Raw genomic sequence first — 21,240 nt, forward strand, 5'->3', positions numbered from 1 at the left:
CTCCATAATTAATAATCTATATAAGTCATATATTCTTTATAGGCTTTCTCATAATCTCCTTTTTTTAAAGCTTCAACTAAATTGTTTGTATATTTAAAAAAAACTGTTTCTAAAAGCTTTTCAAATACACCATCTGTATATAAATTATTATCTTCCAACACTTTAATTGCTTTTTCCGAAAACCCTTCACTGTTAAGCATAGCATCACATATTATGAATAATTGTTTTACCCTTGAATCACATCTGTTTTCAGCGCTAGTCTCCCAAGCATACTTCTGCACTACTTTGTCTAAAGGCATTAATGAATTCTGAAATTTACTTTTAATGCAAATACAGTCGGCTACTACAATCTTTATGTCATTTAACTCTATATATACAACTCTTTGCATCGAATAAAGAAAAGTATAGTATCGATAAACACTTTTACCGTAATATGACACTCCAAGCTCTTTGCAAAAATCTATAATACGTCCCTCTTCTATAACAACTAGTTTATCTGCTACTATTGTTTCTCCACCACTAATTGGATAATCGATATGATAGTATTTATAGCCTTTATCCAATAATATATGACTAAATGTTTCAAAATCGTAATTTAAGACATTTAATTCCTCCGGCCACATTCTTATTGGATTCTTTTTGTTCTTTTCCAACAAAATTCGATCTTCGATTCTTTTTTTTAATGACGCCTCTTGTTCTTCAATTGTTTTATCATTCTTCATCCACATTTTTATTACCGGAATCACTGCATCTTCACCACGTAATAAGAGCAGACATGCTGCCCTATGGTCTCCGTCATATATCTGATTATACTGGTTAACTAATATATACTTATTATCATACGGATACCCTTTATTTTTTATTGTCTTCAATATTGAATCCAATCTCTCTTCATTTGTTACCTTATATTTATTCTTTTCTTTATAATGTCTTAAAAATTCATAATTACCACATAATGCTTCGTACTGCCTTCCTCTAGAAACTTTTACTATCTCCTGTATATCTGGAAACTTTTTAGACTCCGTTACCGTCAATAAATCTCCAATTTTTATATTACAAAACTCTATCTTTTCTATTTCTTCATATCTATGGATCCAATCCCAATCAAAAGAATTTACATCGAACATGCCTAATGATAATCCTTCTAATTTTAGTAATTCTTCTGCTGCTAGCTGAAACTGTTCCGACATTAACATAAACTCGGCCACTGTCATTGATAGCCTTAGCGCGCCTATATGGACGTGAATAGCCTCACCTAAATTGTCCTCTATCCTGACTATACTATTATTTATCTTAGTTTCGCCCAATAAATATACTGAAGGATTTGACATATTTTTCCTCTCTATAAACTCTTGGTAGTGTCAAATTCACTACCCATTTTTAGTTCTAAAACCTTGATTTATCGGGAGTTCAAAATAAAAAGAGCATTGACCTCCCTTTTTGGTATAATGTCAACGACCAAATCAACATCTCCGAAAAGGACTCAATGCTCATGAACATTATACTTTATTTACTTGAAATCATCCACCAACTCTATCAACAGAATTGCTGGCTTATTAACTTCATCTGCAGATATATACCGCTCAAACAGTGGGCTTTCGATGACTCACATTCTCCCAAATATCAAAAGTTCAAAGTGGATGAACTTCCTAAGATTGTCTATTATCATCAGGACTGGGACTGGAAGGACCTTAACAACTACTATACTCAGCGCTATGGCAAACCCGTTAAACCAATCAAAAGACGTTCAGAATGCGATATCCCGGAGGAATGTTCTTGTCCATCATGTCATGCACCACAGCCATATCTCTACAAGAACAATGGTAAAGCTGGACAGCTCATGTGTAAGATCTGCCAGACTACTTTTACGCCTGAGGACAATCGCTTTGATAAACAGTTATCTTTAAAATGTCCTCACTGCCAGCATACTCTTGTACGTATAAAAGACCGTAAGCACTTCGCCATCCATAAGTGTGTTAATCCCAAATGTCCTTACTATCTCAGCAACCTTAAAAAAGTCGATAAAGAGGATCTATCCGAAGAGAATGGCAAGTATAAATACAAGCTTCACTACATCTATCGCGAATTCTCGATAGATTTTTTTAAGATGGATCTGAACTCTCTTCCAAAGAATGCATCCTCACTTAAATTCAGCAAGCACAACGCCCACATCATGTCCCTGTGCCTTACGTTCCATGTCAATCTCGGACTGTCTTTGAGAAAAACAAGACAGGCATTATCTGATTTGTATGGGATATCTATATCTCATCAGCAGGTTGCTAACTACTGTAAGACAGCTGCCATCTGTATAAAACCTTTTGTTGACAATTACCCTTATGAGAAAGGCAATGTCTTTGCTGCGGATGAAACGTACATAAAGGTGCGCGGCATCAAAGGTTATGTCTGGCTTATTCTGAATGCTGCTACCAGAGCCATCATCGGTTATCAGGTATCTGACAACCGTGGCGTAGGTCCATGCATCCTTGCAATGAGAATGGCATTCAAAGGTATGTCTGAGCTTCCCAAAAATTTCAAGTTTATCGCTGATGGGTATAGTGCGTATCCGCTTGCAGCCCAACAGTTCTTTAGGCAGTTCGGTGACAGATTCAAGTTTGAGATCACACAGGTCATCGGTCTCCAGAACAACGATGAAGTGTCCAAAGAATACCGCCCTTTTAAACAGATGATTGAGCGTCTTAACCGCACCTATAAGGCATCTTATCGAATCACTAATGGGTTTGATAACTACGATGGCGCTAACTATGATCTGACTTTGTGGGTTGCCTACTATAACTTCCTGAGGCCTCATAAGTTCAATGACTTCAAACCACCAGTAGTTGATGACATACTATCCAAAGCTGAGAACATGCCTGCCAAGTGGCAGCTCATGATTTACTTTGGTCAGCAAAAAATCATGGAACTTCAGGCAGCCAGCTGATTGTTCTTAGATTCTGAGCCTGAGGTAATAACCCAGCCACCGCTTCAGCGGCTTGCCCTTGATGGCACAAAAAATAACTGCTACACTGCTGAAATCGACGGAGAAAATCTAATTGTTCTTGAGTTCTTCGCCGTCGGTGATTAACCTACAGCAGTTATTTTTTGTGCTGTCAAGGGTGGCGTCAGGTTACCACAACCTACATATCTACATTTTCAAGGTTCAATCTGAGCCTATTTTTTTGACCCAGTTTTTTCATAGATCATTTGACACTATCAAACTCTTAGTTAATCAGATCAATCCATTTTTTTATTTTGAAACAATTGTTTTCAAGAATTATTTCATGATTGTTCAAAAAATCTTCTCTATTAAATGTAATATCTATTTCTACCGGATATATTTTCCAATCAGCCCCGTTAAAAACTGTAATCGCTGATATACACCTATCAAAATACACTAAATTACCACCATTGAAATAAGCCGGCCCTGAGATGTAATATGCCACTTTCTCCATTTCCTCACCAAATAATTTGTTTATTTTTACTATCTCTCCTGTTTGTATATCCAATATATAAGCTACTATATCTCCAGAGTCTACCCAAAGTTTATTTCCGTCTAAAGCCGTTATCGCGCCAGAAACAGGTTCTAAAATCTGTTCACGTACAATCTTTTTGTTATCTTTATTAATTATTACTATTTTTTTGTCCATAGCTGAACTAAGAAATAGTTTTCCCTCATTTATTGCGATTCCACTTATGCCAGTGAGTCTGCTAACCTCTAGCTTATCAGTAATTTTTTCTTTTACATCAATCATCATTATATTATTACTTGACGGGCACACAGCGTAAATGAACCTATCGTCGCCAACACAATGATTGATTATCATTTTATTATATGCTCCACAATCAAATTCAATTCTACTAATATTAAATGGCTCAACAAGATTAATGCAAACTATATCCTTTCCAGTTGTATTTGGTACACAATAAATTTTTTTACCTATAATACAGGCATCAGAAAACAATCTTTCTTCAAATTTGTTCTCACTTAGCTTATATTTATAGACTAATTCTTTTTTTTCAATATCATATATATATATGGAACTTGCATTACAAGGTATTAGATACAAGAATCCTAAATACTTGAATAGTCTTATGAATAAAAAATCTTTAATTAATGGCTCGCCCGGAATAACAGCCAGTACGTCAGTTTTTTTTGAAATAATATCATAGTGAATCAAACTGTTCATGGCTCCATGTACCATCCAGATATCATTATTTTCCACACAAAAATCAGAACACCACATATTCTTACTCATATGTTATTCCCCATTTTTAAAATTCTAGTATTAGTATTTAAAATAATCCAAAACTATCTTAGCTATTCTCTCCGACGCATGACCATCACCATAAGGATTAATAGCCTTCGACATTTTTTGATACTCTTTTTCATCATCAAGCAATAGCTTAAAGTCTCTGTATACTTGCTCTTCTCTGGTTCCAATAAGTTTTACTGTTCCAGCCTCTACACCTTCCGGTCTTTCTGTGATTGCCCTAAGAACTAAGACAGGTTTTCCAAGACTTGGAGCTTCTTCTTGTATCCCACCAGAATCTGTCAGTATTATATAAGCAGCATTCATTAAATTATGAAACTCTATAACATCGAGTGGTTCAATTAAATGAATTCTCTTATCGTTACCAAATACTTCTTTACTAATCTTTTTAACCTTTGGATTTAAATGAACTGGATATATTGCTCTTACATCGTCATGTTCATCTAAAACTCTTTTTATTCCTTTAAAAATATCCCTCATTGGCTCGCCAAGATTCTCTCTACGATGAGCAGTTATAAGAACCAGTCGATATCCTTTACACCATTCTAATTCCGGGTGAACATAATCTTTTTGAACTGTAGTCTTCAGGGCATCAATAACTGTATTTCCTGTCACCCAAATAGTATCCTCTTTTCTGCCTTCATTAATTAAGTTTTGTTTAGCCCTTTCTGTTGGTGCGAAGTTATAATCAGCTATTATTCCTACTGCATGACGATTGAACTCTTCTGGATAAGGTGACGTTGTATCATACGTTCTTAGCCCTGCTTCAACATGCGCTATTTTTATATTCATATAGAATGCCGATAAAGCCGCTGCAAAAGATGTGGTCGTATCACCATGAACCATCACAAGATCAGGCATTTCTTTTTTTAGTATGCTACGCATGCCCCCCATTACTTTTTCTGTAATATCAAATAATGTTTGCCCATTTTCCATTATTTCCAAATCATAATCAGGGGTTACTCCGAATATCTCTAATACCTGGTTTAGCATTTCACGATGCTGTCCTGTAACTGTAACGATTGTGTTTATGGACTTAACCTTTTTTAATTCAATTATTACAGGGCACATTTTTATAGCTTCTGGTCTTGTCCCAAATACAACCATTACTTTTTTCATCTTTTCAGCGCTCCATTATTTCAGACACATATTTCTATATTTAGCATCTTTTAACCTATCTCATAGCATAAATATAAAAAGGGCCTCGCACCACCCGGTGCGAAGCCCTTCTATAAACCACTATTTCTTTCACTCCCCACCAAGCATTAAGTTAAATTATTGCTCTAGCTTTTGGTTTCTTAGAGTTACTTATTCCACAAAGCTATAATTATGTACTAATTATAGCTTTTGCGTTAGCTATATTCAATTAATTAGGTGTTATATCACAGAATTGTCACACTTCTATCCTTAGACCCCATATCCGCCACTCTTCAATATCTCATCTTTTAACGATAATGTATTTTCAAACCCTTTTTCAGCTAAGCTCTCTGCTGCATCTGTCATCGCTTTTTCCAGTTTGCTTGCTATATCATCAAAATTTTTTAATACTAGATTTCTTGATAAGCCGATTTCAGAAGCGGCTTGTTCAAAGTTATTCCGATTAATCTTTGTAATGTCCAGTTCTCCACCAATATAAAACGACATATCAGATGTGGTTCTATACACTCTTGTGGCGACCAAATCATAGGCTGGTGCCAATCGTCATCTTTTTCATGTGCAAACGACAAATTCCATGTATCAACCAGCGTCAGCAGGCTGCGAAGTATCTTCCAATAAATATCCCTATCCAAGTGCATATCTGAATGTGGATTACCCCCCCGTGCAGATTCTTCTATATTTAAAGACCAAATGATTATTTTGCTATTAACCCGGTGGCTTCTATTGTTAATAAAAAGATATTTACTTTACTAAATATATTTTATTCTTAAATATGTTGTTCTTAAGTAAAAAAGGCCTCGCACCACCTGGTGCGAAGCCCTTTTATAGACCACTATTTCTTTTCACTCCCCACCAAACATTCAGTTGTAGTTCTCCCCTAGCTTTTGGTGTTACTGAGTTACTTACGCCACAAAGCTATAATTATGTATTAAATATAGCTTTTGCGATAGCTATATTTAATCAAATAGATGTTATATCGCAGAATTGTCACAATATTACCTTTTCTCAAGTCCTTTTGTTTAACGAGGATCAATAATACCATGGAAAAAATCAATAAATTATGTTACAAGATTCTGATGTTATCTTCTAGCACTTATTTATCAAATAAAATCTTTCACTTGCTTATATGCTCACCTTAAGCAATTTTTTCATTTATTAACATTTACATACTATATTTCAATTATATATTCTCTAAAAATATCCATGATATAATCCGCATTTGCTGGGGTGTAATTAGGCGACTGAGCCAATACAGCAAAATCAAAATCGCCTTTGTAGCTAACGTCCTCTATAGTTGGAATAATTATGAACTCGACCTCTGGTTCTTTTATCGCTCCTTCAAGATATTTTTTCTTATAAGAATCTTCTGAGTTGTAATTTGGCATTTCCATTTTACTGTTACACTTAAGCTGAATGATATTAGTGACTTTTTTGTCGAAAATTAACTCTTCATGAAAATCTTTCATTATGTCCCAACTATAATCATTTTTATCATCATTAGGATTTGCACAATAAGTAAGCCTAGATATCATTCTATAGGCAATTGCCCATAGTAAATAGTCACCAATGTTTATTCTCTCTATTTTTCCATTAAACTCATATGTTCTTGTTTTACGACGTTTTTCTACTGGCATCATAATTAGTTTTTCCTGTATAAAATCATCCGAAAAACATCCCAATCCAAGATCTGCATGAGAATCCACATGTACTACCTCAAATGGATCAACCAATTGGTCATTTTTAATCAATTCTTCCCAAAAATATAAAGCCTCATCATGCCCCTTAACAATTCTTCCTTTTATTTTGTTTTCTTTAGACAAGCCCAGATTCTTTTCCAAAAAATCACGAACTCTTTTTTCAGTCCATACTGATTTTACATAATACTCATCATCTAATCGTTTTGAATTCTTTAATGGTGTATGTGCTACTTTTTCCATGAAATAATCCATATCCAAATCTAAAATTTTCATATATCGCCTCGCATATTGTATATAAACTTATATACTTTAGTCACGGTTTTTCGCTTTAAATAGGACATTTAAATAGTATCATTTACACCATCCAGCGAAATCATCTCTGGTGGGTCAGAACTATACGAAAAAGCTGGTCAAATTTACTTGACAATCAACATCTGCTAAAGCATGTATAACAAATATTGTGAACTCTAATTCCTTTTCTCCCATTTCCATCTAAAAATCCTCTAAATCAGAACAAGTAAATACAGCATACACGAATTTTTACTCTATAGTTCTATAGCTAAAATACTTAGTCATCAAACCATATTTCATCGTTTTCAAACTTCATACTTTTTAATTTGCTTGCTTTAATTGGTATTATCATTGCATCAGCTATAATAGCTTCACCGATATCTATTTTTCTTGTCTCATTATTATCATCTGTAAAAGTTATACGTAACTCATTTTGATATGAGTATCTTTCCCGCTTTTTAAATACATCCCATTGTATTCCATTTTTAATCTCATCGTCCTCTATATAATCCACAAAACCTATTTTCGCGTTCTGTATATCTTTTTCCTTACTTAATGCTTTTTCAACACATTCATAAAATTTTTCTCTATTTACTATCAAAACCGCATATTCGCCAAATTCCGCTATCATTCTATCATCTGGATATGCTATAGTTTTCGTCTTTAAATTAACATATATAGCACTAAAACATGCTATTTTTCTCTTTCTGTTAATACTAGGCGAATATCCTGTAATAGTGTTCATTTCTTTTACAGATAATCCATCACCACATCTGACACCTATCGATAGTCTAGACTCATTATTATCCAGCGCTATAAATTGCATTCCTTCATTTCCATCACCTCTTCCTTTTTCATCTGACCACACATAATAATCACTTCTATTAAAAAACAATGTCCCTTTTAAAAATTCGTCTAAATACTTTTTTTCACTAAAAAACTTAATTAATAAATATCCATCATATTGATTTTTCAAATCTGGTCTTATTCCTATATCCATAATTTTTCATACCTCTTATTATTGCATTACTAAGATTTATACAGTGCCTAAGTATTCAATTTCTTTACCCAAACAAATACCCATACTTCCGTATCCTCTGGTAAATTATTATCCTTACTCTTTCTATTACCTCTTCGGGATACATATCTGCCTGCGCTAGTAAAGCATCCACATCCTTCTTTGTAAAACTAAATTTGATGTTGTAACCGAATTTCTTTTCCACTGCATCAAGTTGTTCATCAAAATCAGAGCATACTGTCTTAGCCTTAACCTCGTCCACCATTTCAAATACATCCCCATTCAAAGGATAATCCATTTTTGTATCTGATAGCAGCGATGCTCCGTTATCAAATATTGGACAAAGTCTGTATGATGAATCATCTTTCATTAGGACAGCAATATTATGCATATGTCTGTCCTCGTTCAAAAAGAATGCATCAATTGTCAGCATCTTGCTTAGGTATATTCCAAAGTCCTCTAGGCCCGTTAATTTAACAACCTCATTTACAAAGAAATCTAATCTATCTTCTACTTCTGGAAAATGCCAAACAGCTTGTAAAAGACTAGTCCCCTTTTTTAATTTATATAATCTCTCAAGTGTAATTAGCTGTTCTCCGTTCTTAATAAAGTTGTCACTACGTACCCCATTATAAACACTTCTTTTATACTGTATTTTTTCTAACTCATATGTAATATACTCCTCATCACTTAATGAAGACTTTTTTAACAGCTGACTTACTATAAATTCAGCCAATCCTTCGTATCCTGTATAATCAGCCTTATACCATATACCATCGTTTTCCCACTTGAGCTGATTACCTTTTGATGACTGACGGCTAAAATCCTTCAATTGATTTTCAAATAATTCAGCCATATATATTACTCCTCAATTTCAATCCAAAAATCATCTTCAGCCATTCTTCCTTTTGTCTTCTTTATTATTTCAAATGGATCATAGAATGGTAACCCAAGTTCCTCTAGTATTATCTTTGATTTATCCCTTCCCTGTGGAAAACAGCGTTCCTCCAAAAAAGATAGATAATCCGAATAATTAGGCTGATTATTGGTTCCAAATGCGCGATACATTACATCATCCACATAATTTTTCACTCTTATTACTCCAGTTGCATCATCAACATCTATTAAGGTACATGGACGGTTTTTATGCATATACCATAGTCGTATCGGATAAACTCGGTCAGGTATAACCAAATAGTCCTCGGCTAAACCCGGCCTATTCTCCAAAATTCGTACTAGTGCAACAGCTGGGCCAGTTATGGATTTCTTAGAATCTCTTTCCCATCTTTCAACCGTAGGCTTTGAAACGCAAATCAACTCAGCAAATTCCTTCTGAGTAACTCCTAATTTAGTTCTTAATCTTTTTAAATCTTCACCTGTAATATAATTATCCATAGTCCAAACCATCATTTTAATTGTTATTTTCGCTAATTCTACCATCATTTTGATGGTTTTGCAATTTATTTGCTATGTATATATCTTTTTTCAATTTAGCTATTATTTTCTATTACCAACCTCCATAATATCAACACCGGTTATTTCACAACTAATTTCATCTATAAATTGATTTAAAGCATTATCTATAAATTCATGAATAAGCCAGTTTTGATTTGTCCTCATTAATTTTTCAAATTTTTCAGGATTATATCGAACTAACTCACTAAGCCAATGCATAACCGCAAATATTAGTGTTATTGAATTCCTTTGTATAATATGTGAATTATTTATAATATCTTTTTTCACGTACCACAGTCTTGTATCACCATAAATATACATTAAATCCTTTCTAATTCTTCCATGGTATCGCTTCAATCCATCCAACCTTTTTCGCTTATCTTCATGAATGTTCCAGTCAAATCTCCTTTTATTATGTACAACATAATTCCCATTATTTTACTAAAGTAGGATTTCTTGTATCAGGCTGAAACCTGTATATTTTACGATTTTATAAAAGTTTCATTCTTGTAATTACACATCCTGATTATCTTTTAAATTCATCTTCTTGTATATGTTCAATTGTTCAGGTCCTCCCTTTGAAGAAGATTCAATATGTGTTTAGTGTGCAACCTATAAAAAAACGCTTATATTTTTGCTGATTATGATTAGCAACTGTTTGTACATATTATTTAAATTTGTTGATTCAAAATAGTCTCACCTTTTTCTGTTAAGTGAGCACGAGTCATATTAGCCAGAACTTGTTTGCCAAACTTATCTTTTGGGAATATTACACCTTCAACATGCCCATCACATACCAGTTCAGACACTAATTTTAAAAACTGGTCGCTATCCAACGAAAACTCCTCTGCCAAAACATCCCCTTTTTTTATTCCTTTTAGTATTTCAAGCTTTATGTCGCTAATCATACTTGCCATCCTTTCTTTCAAACCTCTAGTTATAAATGCAATCCATTATTTCAATAAAACAAGCACCTTAGTTCAAACGACATTATTTCTTTAATCCTCTTCAAATCAGATTTCATCATATGTTTTGCCTCGAATGTGCAACAGCTATTTTCAACCATAGCCTCACAAATTTTACAAAGCGTCTCATTACCTCGCTTCATTTCTTCATATCCAGTCCCCATAGCCAGTCCAATTTGTATTGTCCCAATGTAGCTATTCTTTAAATAATTAAATGTCATTTTTACGCCCTCCAATTTCTCAACTCTATTTTTGTTGCCAACTCTTTATTACTATTATTTGTAATTATACTGCTATAATCTCTTATTTCCGTCTCTAAAAAGTCTCTATTTTTTATCTTTTTCTTCACTCTTTAAGTATGGCTAAGTCACAAAATAAATAATACTATCGGCTCATAAATCAACTTATATTTCTAACAATTGATTCAGTTTTTCCATCCATTTTGTATTATCATCATGAAGATTGACTAACAACTTGTCGAAATTAGTGCTTCCAACCTCTCTTTCATCGCTAGTCATTTCATCAAGATGTTCCCTCATTACATCGTAATTCTCACTTGTCACAAATTTCATGACCTCGTCTATCTGGCTCGCCTTACCCTTATAGTTCTTGACCCCCGTATATCTTTCTATCATAGGCGCATTAACCGGTTTTGCTGGTGATTTTATAATTTCATCCGTCCAATGCTTTGATACAATCTGCATAGTACAAGGATTTGCAAAGAAAACCACCTCATCAGAGGCATTATCAACTCCGTGAAATTCATTGATTTTACGTTTTATATCCTCAAATTGTTCGTATGGCTTTTTCTCGGTATCACAAAACACTAATACTACTTCATAAGACCCATTTTGGTATCTGTCTTGATATCTAGCAGGAATATTTCCATTTCCCGCTGCATTAACTAACGAAACATCATAAATAGGATTCCATACTTCTAATTCATTTAGTCTTTCAAGATATTTATATTCCTCATTGCCTTCGCAAATAATACATATCTTATGCTTGTTGGAAATAATTGGCAGACGCTTTTCCATTAGATTAATCCTCCCCACCATTTCCCTTTATGCTCAGCAATGAATTAATCAAATCTGGCTCAGGCAAAGCAGCGAACGCGCCTCTACGATATTTTTCAATAATATCTGACGTATCTCTTACACCATCTTCAGCTGTAAAATCTGCTAGAGAGTATACATAAACTCCATCATTGTCTTTATCAACAAACCATATCTGCTCTTTTCTGAAAAGCCTCTTACAATCCATAAGATTTACATCATGAACAGTAAAAATCATCTGTGCATCATTGTTTAGTTCATTATTGAACATAGCAACCGTTGCTCTTGTTAGCTTAAAATGAATACTGCTATCAAGTTCATCAATGACAAGAATTCGTCCTTGTTCAAGAGCTTCAATTACGTAGCTTGCCATAGCCGCAATCTTCTTTGTTCCTGTAGAATCATATAACATACTTGGAACCGAAATTCCCTTATATGTTGAAACTAGACTTATTTGATCCATTAAAGATTCTGGTATATCTAATACTTTTTCTTCTGGTCTATCACTATTCACATCAATATTTAGCGACGTTTTGGAAATATCCACATATTTAAAATCGTCCATGTATAAATCCGCATTTTTAATGAATTCAACTATTTTTTCTTGAAGATTATTTTTATTCTTCATAAGCTCGATAGTGTGTTCCATAGGGATATTATTCATGTTGATAATATCAATTTTTTCAGCAAATGATATTAAGATATTCTTCATCTCATCGATATTTTTAAATGTAGTTGTATCTATCAAATGAAAAAGAACATTGTTCTTGGAAACAACAGGTATCATCGCCTTTAATTCTTTATCAATACAATCATAGATATTTTTCAATGTATCTCTATATAACCAACAGACTTCCTTCTCGTTGTTATATTGGTCTTTTAACACCTCCACAAATGACTCATATACATATTCATTCTTAATGGAATCATATTTGAAATCATACGCGAATTTCCTGCCAGATGATAAAAATGTAATTCCCAATTCACACACACTGTTATCAGTAAAAATATTAGACATAAGACTATTGTTTTTATTTAACAGAACATCTTTAATAGCTCTAATGCATCGAATCAAACAGGTTTTTCCAGCATTATTAGGACCATAGATACCTACGGTCTTTAAAACATTAAAATTATTCTCTCTATGTACATTAGAAGCAAATTTCTTATTTCGCATATCCGCCTTCATTGAGAAACAAATCTGCTCATCAAATGCAAAACAATTCTTTGCTCGCACCTCTATAATCATCTTCCAACCTCCAAACAACTTGTTATTTGTATATACAATTATAGCATCATTTATTTTTCATGCAATAAATTTTCACAAAAAATAAATGATGCTATTACTAATTATCTAAGCATTTTTCTAAGTATACAAAAACTCCCCATGTAGGTACTTTGATTATCCCATATTTATCCTCATTTATGAATCTGTTAACTCAGTATCATCCCATATCCGCCACTCTTCAGTATCTCTTCTTTTAACGATAATGCATTCTCAAACCCTTTTTCAGCTAAGCTCTCTGCTGCATCAGCCATCGCTTTTTCCAGTTTGTTTGCTATATCATCAAAATTTTTTATTACTAGATTTCTTGATAAGCCGATTTCAGAAGCGGCTTGTTCAAAGTTATTCCTATTAATCTTTGTAATGTCCAGTTCGCCACCAATATAAAACGACATATCAGATGTGGTTCTATACACTCTTGTGGCGACCAAATCATAGGCTGGTGCCAATCGTTTCGATTTTAAATCCTCACTATATAGGAGAGAAAAGTTCTTCACATGACAGTCCGTGTTACCAATCAAGTAATTAAAAATGATAATTCTTAACAATGCTATTTGATCCTCAATAGGGTTAGCCGAATTGTTTCTTAATAGCTCAAACATTCTAGCCATGTACCACGATGGTATTTTCTCATATTTGTCAGCCGCAAAAATCCCTAAAGCCTGTGCAAAGTCCTCTTGATGTAATCTATATGGGCATTTCAACCCGTTCAGCTCTTTATCTTCCGATAATTGTCTATCGTATCTTGCCGTTGCGTACAATATATCCTCATCAGCCTGCGAACCCTGGGATACAATAAAACTTTCCGGTACGTTGATACCTATTCGCTTTGCTGTTTGAATACATAACTGCTCATTTAAAACTATTTGCTTATGTCTTACATGACTCTGTTTTACTATATGCGTACTTGGAGCATCTCCTTTAGGCAGGTACCATTTTTTATCTGCAGCACTATAATATAGACCAACTTTTCCTGATGCACCTGTTAATGACAAATGTGTCTCTAGCAAAATCTCTGTCGATTTAGTTGCACCTTCTGCTGCAAGGGCTTTTACTCGTTCATCGGAAAGCAATTCATAGCCTGATGGCTCTTCATCCTTGCCTTCTATTATTTTTATAGCACCTAAGCATTCCTTGCCTAACTCAGCCAGAATTGAACTGTAGTCATTTTCATCTGCTTTCATCCAATTTGCCACAGCTCTTCTTGAAAAGCCCTCTGGCAAAAGACTTTCAAAAAAGTTCTTTGTTTGGGATTCAGAAAAAGTATCCTCCTGTAATGGAAGTGATATTGATATAGGTGCAGCATTCTTACCTAGCAAGTAATTTTTGTCATATGAAAAACGGGCATCAATATAGCTTTCACCTCTTATAAATCCTACAAGAGTCTGCTCTCCATTTAACTCAATAAATACACTTAACTCTCGCATAGCTATCCTCTCTCATTCATCTCTACATCTAGCCCTAATAGATTTGCAATCTTCAGTGCCTTATCTAATTCTATTGTCTTTTTACCATTTTCCAAATCTGATAAAAAACTCACACTGATACCAGTAAATTCCGAAATATACTTCTGTGTATACCCTAGTTTTTTTCTTTTATTTTTTATTGCTGTTCCAAATGAACTTGAATCTGTTACTTTCATAAACACTTCTTCGCCGTACGGCTTTATTCTATTCAACTTTGCATAAAATTAGCCGTACGGCTATATAATCTTGCTTTGATTATATAATGAGCCGTACGGCTAAGTCAAATGCTACTTTACTAATCAGAATCTATACTCTACTTATTCAATTCATCAATGATTGAATCTACATCGTCTTCTGTTGTATGTCGAACTACGACATCGTATATACGTTGCACAACATTTATACTCTCTTCCACTTCATCAGCTATTTTCTCCACGGACTTTCCTTTAGCTACCTTTCGAGATACTTGTGTAACAAGGTGTCTCAACTCCCCTTCTTCTCTTCCTTCTTCTCTTCCTTCTGCTTTTCCTTCTGCAAAAGAAATACTCTTCTCATTGCTAATATGCTCTAATTCATCATATTCTGTTAGTAACATGTCCGTCACCTCCAACCTATGTTTTTCTAGCAATTCTGCAAGAATTCCTTCCTTAATAGCTTCATCAACAGCCTTCGCTATGGCATCTTTTCTAGTCATCCCCTGATTCAAATATAATTTTATCTTCTGAACCAAAATGGAATACTCATGGAGTTTTTTGCATTTATCCATTAATTGCTTATTGTGCCCATAGTTTATATTTAACACTCTAGCTATACATTCTAGTGCAGGACTACCTGAAATTTCTCCAGCATATGCATCACTCATTTTTATAAGAGATTCATCGGGATCATTATCTCCGCCGTTGTAAAACACTATGAATTGTGGCGTTGGCAAAGGAATTCGTTTACTACTATATAAATCCTTATGTTCTTTAAACAATCCTTTATATAACTCCGCCATGTACATGAAACCTCTTAGCGCCATATTTGGATTATCGGTACTTTGATGCTCATAAAGATTTAAGACATCATAAATTAGAAATGAGACATCATTTTTCATTCCCATATAAATGAAATCCTCTACAGTATTAATCTCCACATCGTCAGGATTATCATAATCCGTATTATTAACGGCATTATACAGGCTTAGCAAATCCTCTTTTGTTTCAAAGACTCTCTTAAATAGTCTGTCTTTATAAAGTCTATTAGTATTCGACTCACTCATTTATTATCTCTCCTTAATTATAAAATCTATCTTTTACTTCATCAAGGAGAAATCCTACGTACTATTCTGATTTTTCAATCCTTATCCTCCTTACGTATATATTTTCAAATACGCAAAAAAGACTTACGGAAAAAAGATACACAAATAAAAGAGTGCAAAGAACTACTAGCTGCTGATTCATAGCTCATAACTCATCCCTAAAAGCTGCATATGTCATCAAAATTGGTGGGTATTTTGACCGAAAAGTCGGTGATGCCTTAATGCCTATTTGAAATTCGGGGATGATTATAGCATCTGTTAGATGTTTTGTAAATATTTATAGTCTGTGATATTCTATAACGCCACCAGATTTTCCATTCCTGCATTTTCTGCACTTTTATTTGAGTAATATTGACACTTTTATTCGTGCCTATCAACTTAAGGATTTCTTCTTGCTGCTGATTCATAACTCATAACTCATCCCTAAAAACTGCATATATCATCGTTTCCACTATCCATCTTCTCCATCAACTCCGCAGCAACCTTTTCATCCTCTATCCTAATCAAATTATCCCACACATCTGCTTTCCCTAGAAGATTCATTCCACCATGCCAAACCAATTTATCATCTATGACAGCAAAACACTCATCCACGATTTCCTTTGCTATTACCTCTATTGCTACAGACTTTAGCTCAACAATAAGACTTTCAATAGTACTTTGCCCCTCAAATTTGTAACTGTCTGGGTCTTCAGTTACAATCGAAACATATACTCCCTTTTCCTGCTTTTCTTTTATCAATCTAATGAAACGCTCCACTTTACCAGCACGCAAATTAGGACTAGAGATAATGATACTTTTATTCGCGTTAACAATATCTTTCTCAAATTGAAATACATAATTTGTTGAATCATAAATAGAATTTACTTCTTCACATTCGTCTACCATTACTGAACCATTGAGCATATTTGCAAAAGTGCTTTCCATCATAGAAAATCCCATCTTCTTATATGTTCTTAATCTCTTTCCAAACATTCTGTCAAAATATCGCATGTGGAAATCCACATAATCATACACGTATACGGCTTTTTTGCCTTCATAGTCACGATTAAGGCGTCCCACATACTGCTCCAATCGGCCTTCAAATGATACTGGGGCTACAAGCATTAGTGTATCCAACCTTGGTAAATCAAAGCCCTCTCCAATCTTCGCTCAAGTTGCAACCAAAATCATAGATTCGCCTTGTGGGACGGCTCTCATCTGTTCTCTAATTACTCTATTCTCCTTGTCAGAATTATCTCCATAATACAGATATATATTTTTCGCGGCTCCACAAAGACTACCAAATAAGCTCTTAGCATGCTCCTTTGTTCTTGTAAGAATGACCGGTGTAAGTCCGTTATTAACACATTCTTTAACATCCTCTATTATCTGCTCATTTCTTAGTTTATTATTTACTATAACTTCATATGCTTTATTAATATCATCCCTGCTTCCGCATTTATCAACGGCTCTTGTGTATCTTGGAATAAAATAGTGACCTATTCCCTGAGCCACAGCTCTTTCCGCAGCCGTATATCTATGACGCATTGGTCCTATCAACATGAATATTAGTTTATCCAAATCATCGCCCCTAATAGGAGTAGCCGACACGCCATATAAATATCGTGCATTTACTTTACTCAAAACAGCCCTCCAAGTTGAAGACGCTGCATGATGACATTCGTCTACTATTACCATACCGTATTTATCCAGACTATCCAAAACATTTCCTTTTGAGTATACTGATCCAATCATAGCAACATCAATTATCCCTGTAAGTGTGTTCTTGTTTCCATGAAGTACACCTATAGCACTATCTCGCCGTTTCACCCTTCCAGTTTTGGTAGAATACTCTGGAGGTTCCTCATCAATCTTCAAAAACCGTTCCAACTCTAAAACCCATTGTTCCATTAAATCCTTGCTTTGAAGCAATATAAGAGTATTAACTCTACGCTTACCAATTAAATATGCACTTACAACTGTTTTTCCAAATGCTGTTGAAGCTGCTAAAACTCCATCCTCATTTGCTAATAGTCTCTCTGCAGCCAGTTCCTGCTGAAGTCTTAAATCTCCAGCGAACGTCACTCGGATGGGTCTTCCCATCTCACGCTCATTTTTTACTTCATGCTCAATGCCTGCTTTATCAGTCTGCTCAATAAGTTCAGGAAGTATTCCTCTCGGGATTTTTATATACCCATAAATATTTTCAGCCATATATACTATCTTTGAATTGTTATAATTTGAGCGCCCTGCTCTTTGATTCTTGTAATATATTGGATTGTCAAAAGTAGCCATACACCTCAGTTGATTTGTTATATGTGGCGTAATATTCAAAGTATCCACATATACTCCATCAGCTAGGACTATATTCATTTTTCCTTCTACATCTCTTACATCAAGCCGGTTCTTCCTACGCCATGGCATCATTTTTTGTTCTGAATTCAAATCCGTCTTCTGAGCAAAAAATCCCGAAATATCTGATTGCCATTTTATAATGAACTCATCTATTAATGTCTCATCCAACTTAGGAGTTTCCTCTAGTAGTACTTTCCATTGGTTCGGATATGCATTCCAGTTTTCATCTACAAAAGCACTATTTCCATTTTTTATCGCTTTGCCTTGTAATGGTAAAGCTATAAGATTACCTATTCCATTTGAATAATCCTGCGCTGGAAACATTCTGTCATAATATTTAAATGAAGTAAGATTTACAGACATTGAACCTTTATCTAAAAGCAAAAATCCAAATTTTCTAGCCTTATAAGCGGCGATTGGAGTTTTAAAAAAAATCCACACATGTGCTCCATTGCCCGAACGAGACCTTTCAACCAATGGCTTTATGCCATTTTGCATACAAATCAGTCTTAGTGCCTCTACTTCATCTCGCCAATCATCTTTGTTACTATTCGCTGTTTGCTCATCATCTGAGCCCATGACGTTTTCCATTTCCTCCTGTTCATTGTGATTATCAAAATCAAATACCAAAAATCTGCAAGTTCCATCCTTAAGTAAAGGATAAACACCTATCGCATCAGTGCAGTCATCCCTATATCCTATCAGGTGTCGCTTTATTATCTCTAGAGATAACGGTTCATAATCCTGATTTTCACACTCTGCACAATTATGTTTCTCCCCTCTTTGCCACGGACATAAATTCGCCGTCCAACGATTCTTGCACTGCGGATAATATTGCCCCTTTGCTGACCTTTTAGCATACACATCGTGCCTCCCCCAAAACATTCTAAAAAAATCTTTGGCATCCTCCTCTGTTATATATTTACTCTGAATTCGCGAACCTTGATCCAAATCATATTCTTCTACACTATAACTTGGCTCATTGAAAAAATCCGCTGTATCATAAGGGATACCAGCGGATTCCAATTTTGCTTTTAATTCTTTATTTTCTGCTAATAACTGACGGATGATTTTTCTAAGTGAATCCAGATTGTGAACTAATAAATTCATGTTTTTCATTTCTCCTCTTCTACACTATCTACTCATACCTAGTCCCTATAAAATTTTCACACCATTCACCGCCCAATAAAACTTCTATTTTCCCCCATCACCTTCACATACTCCTCCTTCTTATCCCGCATAATCTCAAATCCTTCCACTATCTCCTCCAGCCCAAACTTATGAGTAATAAACTTCTCCGGCTGGATTGTTCCTCCTTGAAGTCTTGAAATCACATAGCTCCAGTCGTCGGCTATGTCATGCATAAAAGAAGAGTTCCAGGTTCCGGTGACTGTCAGCTGGTTTCTAAGAATCTTCCAGTATTCATCTCTAGTCAGCTCCATATCTGTGTGTGGGTTTCCCACTGTGCATATCTTTCCAGAAGGTGCTGCTGCATTTATTCCCACTTTAAGAGACTCATTCTTTCCTATACATTCAAAGAATGTATCCGCTCCAAGGAAGTTCGTCTTTGCGATAATCCATTCTGCTGCATTATCCTTACTACCATCAAAATAGTGCGCCTCCGGCACTCCCAGCTCCATAACAAATCTCTTTTGTGACTCCTTATTTCCTATGGTAAAAACGTTGCTAATCCCCATATCAAGTAACAGCATTGTCACTAGTAGCCCTATTGTGCCCAAGCCCATAATCACTACAGAATCCTCCGAAGTAGGGCGAACTCTTCTAATTGCATGCACTGCCACAGCCATAGGCTCCAGCATCGCAGCCTGCTCAAAGCTCACCCTTTCTGGGAGCTCTATCAAATTCCACTCTGGCACTGTCACATACTCAGCAAACCCACCATCTCTGCGGCTTCCCAAATATGAATAGTCCTTGCACATTTCGTATTTATTATTTTTACAGCACTCACATTCCTTACATGGTATCAATGGAAATACACCGACGCGCTTTCCCATCCAAGACTTATCCACACTTTCTCCGCACTCTTCAACCACACCTGCGAATTCATGTCCGATAATCATTGGCATAGCGTGCGCGCCATCCTTGTAAGCCCTTGGTATATCAGACCCACAAATACCACAAGCCATTACCTTTAACAGGACTTCGCCTGCCTTTGGAAATGGCTTGTCTACTTCCTCTACACTTATTTTTCCTACATCATGCAATACAAGTGCCTTCATACCCTATATTATCCCTTCAATATTTCCTCAAATCGGTCCAAATCTGCCATAGTAGTAATCTTAAAATTCATCTCATCACCAGGAATAAGGCGCATCCGCATTCCTGCCTTTACTGCCACCTCGCTTGAGCCGTTGATAGTCTCAATCTCACCTGCTTCCACCAAACACTGATTTGCAGCAAGATATTTTCCATATACAAATGTCTCAGGTGCCTGCCCAGCATAAATTTCCGCCCTATTCACAAGCGAATCTATCTGCTTTCCGTCCTTGCTCATGTACACTGTGTCCTTCATAGGCAAAACAGGCAGCACCCCATCGTATCCGTCCATACCATCTATACTTTCCCGCACAAGTTTTGTCGTCAAAAGAGGTCTTGCGCTATCATGAACAAATACGTAATCCTCATCCTTAAGCTTTCCCCTCAAATCCATCAGTCCGTTATAAATCGACCCCTGTCGATTGGTCCCTGGTTTGGAAAATCCTGTCAGCTTCTCTCTTAATTCGTATTTGCGAATCCACTCCTCAATTTCTGGAATCCACTTATCATCAGCGACGATCTGGTACCCATTAATAAATGTGCTTTCCGCAAGGGTTTCAAGACAATAGATAATCAAAGGCTTACCACATACTTCCACGTAAGCCTTAGGTATTTCTGCCCCAAGTCTGGAGCCTATTCCACCTGCAAGCACAATAGCTATTGTCACG

At 35.3% G+C, this 21,240-nt stretch carries 20 protein-coding genes and 1 pseudogene; 2 read left to right on the forward strand and 19 right to left on the reverse strand.

Annotated features, from left to right (window positions below):
• Window positions 1-8: 8 nt before the first annotated feature.
• Window positions 9-1,331, reverse strand: coding sequence for a hypothetical protein (locus FXF36_RS09080; RefSeq protein ID WP_151623452.1), 1,323 nt, complete (start codon window positions 1,329-1,331; stop codon window positions 9-11).
• Window positions 1,332-1,492: 161 nt separating this feature from the next.
• Between FXF36_RS09080 and FXF36_RS09085 the strand changes: the two genes are divergently transcribed.
• The gene (locus FXF36_RS09085) at window positions 1,493-2,938 is read left to right on the forward strand and encodes a DDE-type integrase/transposase/recombinase (protein ID WP_151622149.1); all 1,446 of its coding nucleotides are present in this window, start codon (window positions 1,493-1,495) and stop codon (window positions 2,936-2,938) included.
• The gene (locus tag FXF36_RS16315) at window positions 2,939-3,082 is read left to right on the forward strand and encodes a hypothetical protein (RefSeq protein ID WP_155829907.1); all 144 of its coding nucleotides are present in this window, start codon (window positions 2,939-2,941) and stop codon (window positions 3,080-3,082) included.
• A gap of 136 nt (window positions 3,083-3,218) precedes the next feature.
• Here the strand turns inward: FXF36_RS16315 and FXF36_RS09090 are convergent, their stop codons facing one another.
• From FXF36_RS09090 to FXF36_RS09170, 18 genes and pseudogenes are all read right to left on the reverse strand, one after another.
• A complete protein-coding gene (locus FXF36_RS09090) occupies window positions 3,219-4,253 on the reverse strand; it encodes a YncE family protein (protein ID WP_151623453.1) in 1,035 nt (344 codons plus the stop codon).
• A 30-nt stretch (window positions 4,254-4,283) separates the two neighbouring features.
• Window positions 4,284-5,387, reverse strand: coding sequence for a non-hydrolyzing UDP-N-acetylglucosamine 2-epimerase (wecB, locus tag FXF36_RS09095; RefSeq protein ID WP_151623454.1), 1,104 nt, complete (start codon window positions 5,385-5,387; stop codon window positions 4,284-4,286).
• Window positions 5,388-5,675: 288 nt separating this feature from the next.
• Window positions 5,676-5,912 carry a type II toxin-antitoxin system HipA family toxin gene (locus tag FXF36_RS09100; RefSeq protein WP_167511344.1) on the reverse strand — a complete coding sequence of 79 codons (237 nt, stop codon included), beginning with the start codon at window positions 5,910-5,912 and terminating at the stop codon, window positions 5,676-5,678.
• A gap of 683 nt (window positions 5,913-6,595) precedes the next feature.
• Window positions 6,596-7,396 (reverse strand): peptide arginase family protein, encoded by an 801-nt coding sequence (locus FXF36_RS09105; protein ID WP_151623456.1) that lies wholly within the window; start codon window positions 7,394-7,396, stop codon window positions 6,596-6,598.
• A 295-nt stretch (window positions 7,397-7,691) separates the two neighbouring features.
• A complete protein-coding gene (locus FXF36_RS09110; protein WP_151623457.1) occupies window positions 7,692-8,414 on the reverse strand; it encodes a hypothetical protein in 723 nt (240 codons plus the stop codon).
• A 64-nt stretch (window positions 8,415-8,478) separates the two neighbouring features.
• On the reverse strand, window positions 8,479-9,288 hold the full coding sequence (locus FXF36_RS09115; RefSeq protein ID WP_151623458.1) for a hypothetical protein: 810 nt from the start codon (window positions 9,286-9,288) through the stop codon (window positions 8,479-8,481).
• A gap of 5 nt (window positions 9,289-9,293) precedes the next feature.
• Window positions 9,294-9,875: a helix-turn-helix domain-containing protein gene (locus tag FXF36_RS09120; protein ID WP_317617401.1), complete on the reverse strand. Its 582-nt coding sequence runs from the start codon at window positions 9,873-9,875 to the stop codon at window positions 9,294-9,296.
• A gap of 54 nt (window positions 9,876-9,929) precedes the next feature.
• Window positions 9,930-10,283 (reverse strand): annotated as a pseudogene (locus FXF36_RS09125) (YaaC family protein); the annotation flags it as partial.
• A 275-nt stretch (window positions 10,284-10,558) separates the two neighbouring features.
• Window positions 10,559-10,795, reverse strand: a complete 237-nt coding sequence (locus FXF36_RS09130) for a YjcQ family protein (RefSeq protein WP_167511346.1) — start codon at window positions 10,793-10,795, stop codon at window positions 10,559-10,561.
• A 461-nt stretch (window positions 10,796-11,256) separates the two neighbouring features.
• Window positions 11,257-11,889: a hypothetical protein gene (locus FXF36_RS09135; protein WP_151623461.1), complete on the reverse strand. Its 633-nt coding sequence runs from the start codon at window positions 11,887-11,889 to the stop codon at window positions 11,257-11,259.
• 4 nt (window positions 11,890-11,893) lie between these two features.
• On the reverse strand, window positions 11,894-13,156 hold the full coding sequence (locus FXF36_RS09140; RefSeq protein WP_151623462.1) for an AAA family ATPase: 1,263 nt from the start codon (window positions 13,154-13,156) through the stop codon (window positions 11,894-11,896).
• 185 nt (window positions 13,157-13,341) lie between these two features.
• Window positions 13,342-14,619, reverse strand: a complete 1,278-nt coding sequence (locus FXF36_RS09145) for a type II toxin-antitoxin system HipA family toxin (protein WP_151623463.1) — start codon at window positions 14,617-14,619, stop codon at window positions 13,342-13,344.
• Window positions 14,620-14,621: 2 nt separating this feature from the next.
• Complete coding sequence (locus FXF36_RS09150; RefSeq protein WP_151623464.1) at window positions 14,622-14,834, reverse strand: helix-turn-helix domain-containing protein; 213 nt, start codon at window positions 14,832-14,834, stop codon at window positions 14,622-14,624.
• Between the two features lie 137 nt (window positions 14,835-14,971).
• On the reverse strand, window positions 14,972-15,919 hold the full coding sequence (locus FXF36_RS09155; protein ID WP_174819735.1) for a hypothetical protein: 948 nt from the start codon (window positions 15,917-15,919) through the stop codon (window positions 14,972-14,974).
• A gap of 462 nt (window positions 15,920-16,381) precedes the next feature.
• Entirely contained in the window at window positions 16,382-17,065 is a 684-nt protein-coding gene (locus tag FXF36_RS16615; RefSeq protein ID WP_243143484.1) for a phospholipase D-like domain-containing protein, read from the reverse strand.
• A gap of 45 nt (window positions 17,066-17,110) precedes the next feature.
• Window positions 17,111-19,405, reverse strand: coding sequence for a TOTE conflict system archaeo-eukaryotic primase domain-containing protein (locus FXF36_RS09160; RefSeq protein ID WP_243143485.1), 2,295 nt, complete (start codon window positions 19,403-19,405; stop codon window positions 17,111-17,113).
• A 65-nt stretch (window positions 19,406-19,470) separates the two neighbouring features.
• The gene (locus tag FXF36_RS09165; protein ID WP_151623465.1) at window positions 19,471-20,535 is read right to left on the reverse strand and encodes a galactitol-1-phosphate 5-dehydrogenase; all 1,065 of its coding nucleotides are present in this window, start codon (window positions 20,533-20,535) and stop codon (window positions 19,471-19,473) included.
• A gap of 8 nt (window positions 20,536-20,543) precedes the next feature.
• Window positions 20,544-21,239 carry an IspD/TarI family cytidylyltransferase gene (locus FXF36_RS09170; RefSeq protein WP_151623466.1) on the reverse strand — a complete coding sequence of 232 codons (696 nt, stop codon included), beginning with the start codon at window positions 21,237-21,239 and terminating at the stop codon, window positions 20,544-20,546.
• Window position 21,240 lies beyond the last annotated feature (1 nt).

Origin of the sequence: Pseudobutyrivibrio xylanivorans, from assembly GCF_008935055.1 — a bacterium.
GTDB lineage: Bacteria > Bacillota > Clostridia > Lachnospirales > Lachnospiraceae > Pseudobutyrivibrio > Pseudobutyrivibrio xylanivorans_A.

Bases quoted from the DNA above. Each gene is read 5' to 3' on its own strand.
- FXF36_RS09090 (WP_151623453.1), bottom strand. From the start codon at position 4,253: ATGAGTAAGAATATGTGGTGTTCTGATTTTTGTGTGGAAAATAATGAT.
- FXF36_RS09150 (WP_151623464.1), bottom strand. From the start codon at position 14,834: ATGAAAGTAACAGATTCAAGTTCATTTGGAACAGCAATAAAAAATAAA.
- FXF36_RS09120 (WP_317617401.1), bottom strand. From the start codon at position 9,875: ATGATGGTAGAATTAGCGAAAATAACAATTAAAATGATGGTTTGGACT.
- FXF36_RS09165 (WP_151623465.1), bottom strand. From the start codon at position 20,535: ATGAAGGCACTTGTATTGCATGATGTAGGAAAAATAAGTGTAGAGGAA.
- FXF36_RS16615 (WP_243143484.1), bottom strand. From the start codon at position 17,065: ATGCTTGTAGCCCCAGTATCATTTGAAGGCCGATTGGAGCAGTATGTG.
- FXF36_RS09145 (WP_151623463.1), bottom strand. From the start codon at position 14,619: ATGCGAGAGTTAAGTGTATTTATTGAGTTAAATGGAGAGCAGACTCTT.
- FXF36_RS09105 (WP_151623456.1), bottom strand. From the start codon at position 7,396: ATGAAAATTTTAGATTTGGATATGGATTATTTCATGGAAAAAGTAGCA.
- FXF36_RS09130 (WP_167511346.1), bottom strand. From the start codon at position 10,795: ATGATTAGCGACATAAAGCTTGAAATACTAAAAGGAATAAAAAAAGGG.
- FXF36_RS09160 (WP_243143485.1), bottom strand. From the start codon at position 19,405: ATGAATTTATTAGTTCACAATCTGGATTCACTTAGAAAAATCATCCGT.
- FXF36_RS09110 (WP_151623457.1), bottom strand. From the start codon at position 8,414: ATGGATATAGGAATAAGACCAGATTTGAAAAATCAATATGATGGATAT.
- FXF36_RS09140 (WP_151623462.1), bottom strand. From the start codon at position 13,156: ATGATTATAGAGGTGCGAGCAAAGAATTGTTTTGCATTTGATGAGCAG.
- wecB (WP_151623454.1), bottom strand. From the start codon at position 5,387: ATGAAAAAAGTAATGGTTGTATTTGGGACAAGACCAGAAGCTATAAAA.
- FXF36_RS09115 (WP_151623458.1), bottom strand. From the start codon at position 9,288: ATGGCTGAATTATTTGAAAATCAATTGAAGGATTTTAGCCGTCAGTCA.
- FXF36_RS09100 (WP_167511344.1), bottom strand. From the start codon at position 5,912: ATGTCGTTTTATATTGGTGGAGAACTGGACATTACAAAGATTAATCGG.
- FXF36_RS09080 (WP_151623452.1), bottom strand. From the start codon at position 1,331: ATGTCAAATCCTTCAGTATATTTATTGGGCGAAACTAAGATAAATAAT.
- FXF36_RS09155 (WP_174819735.1), bottom strand. From the start codon at position 15,919: ATGAGTGAGTCGAATACTAATAGACTTTATAAAGACAGACTATTTAAG.
- FXF36_RS09135 (WP_151623461.1), bottom strand. From the start codon at position 11,889: ATGGAAAAGCGTCTGCCAATTATTTCCAACAAGCATAAGATATGTATT.
- FXF36_RS09085 (WP_151622149.1), top strand. From the start codon at position 1,493: ATGAACATTATACTTTATTTACTTGAAATCATCCACCAACTCTATCAA.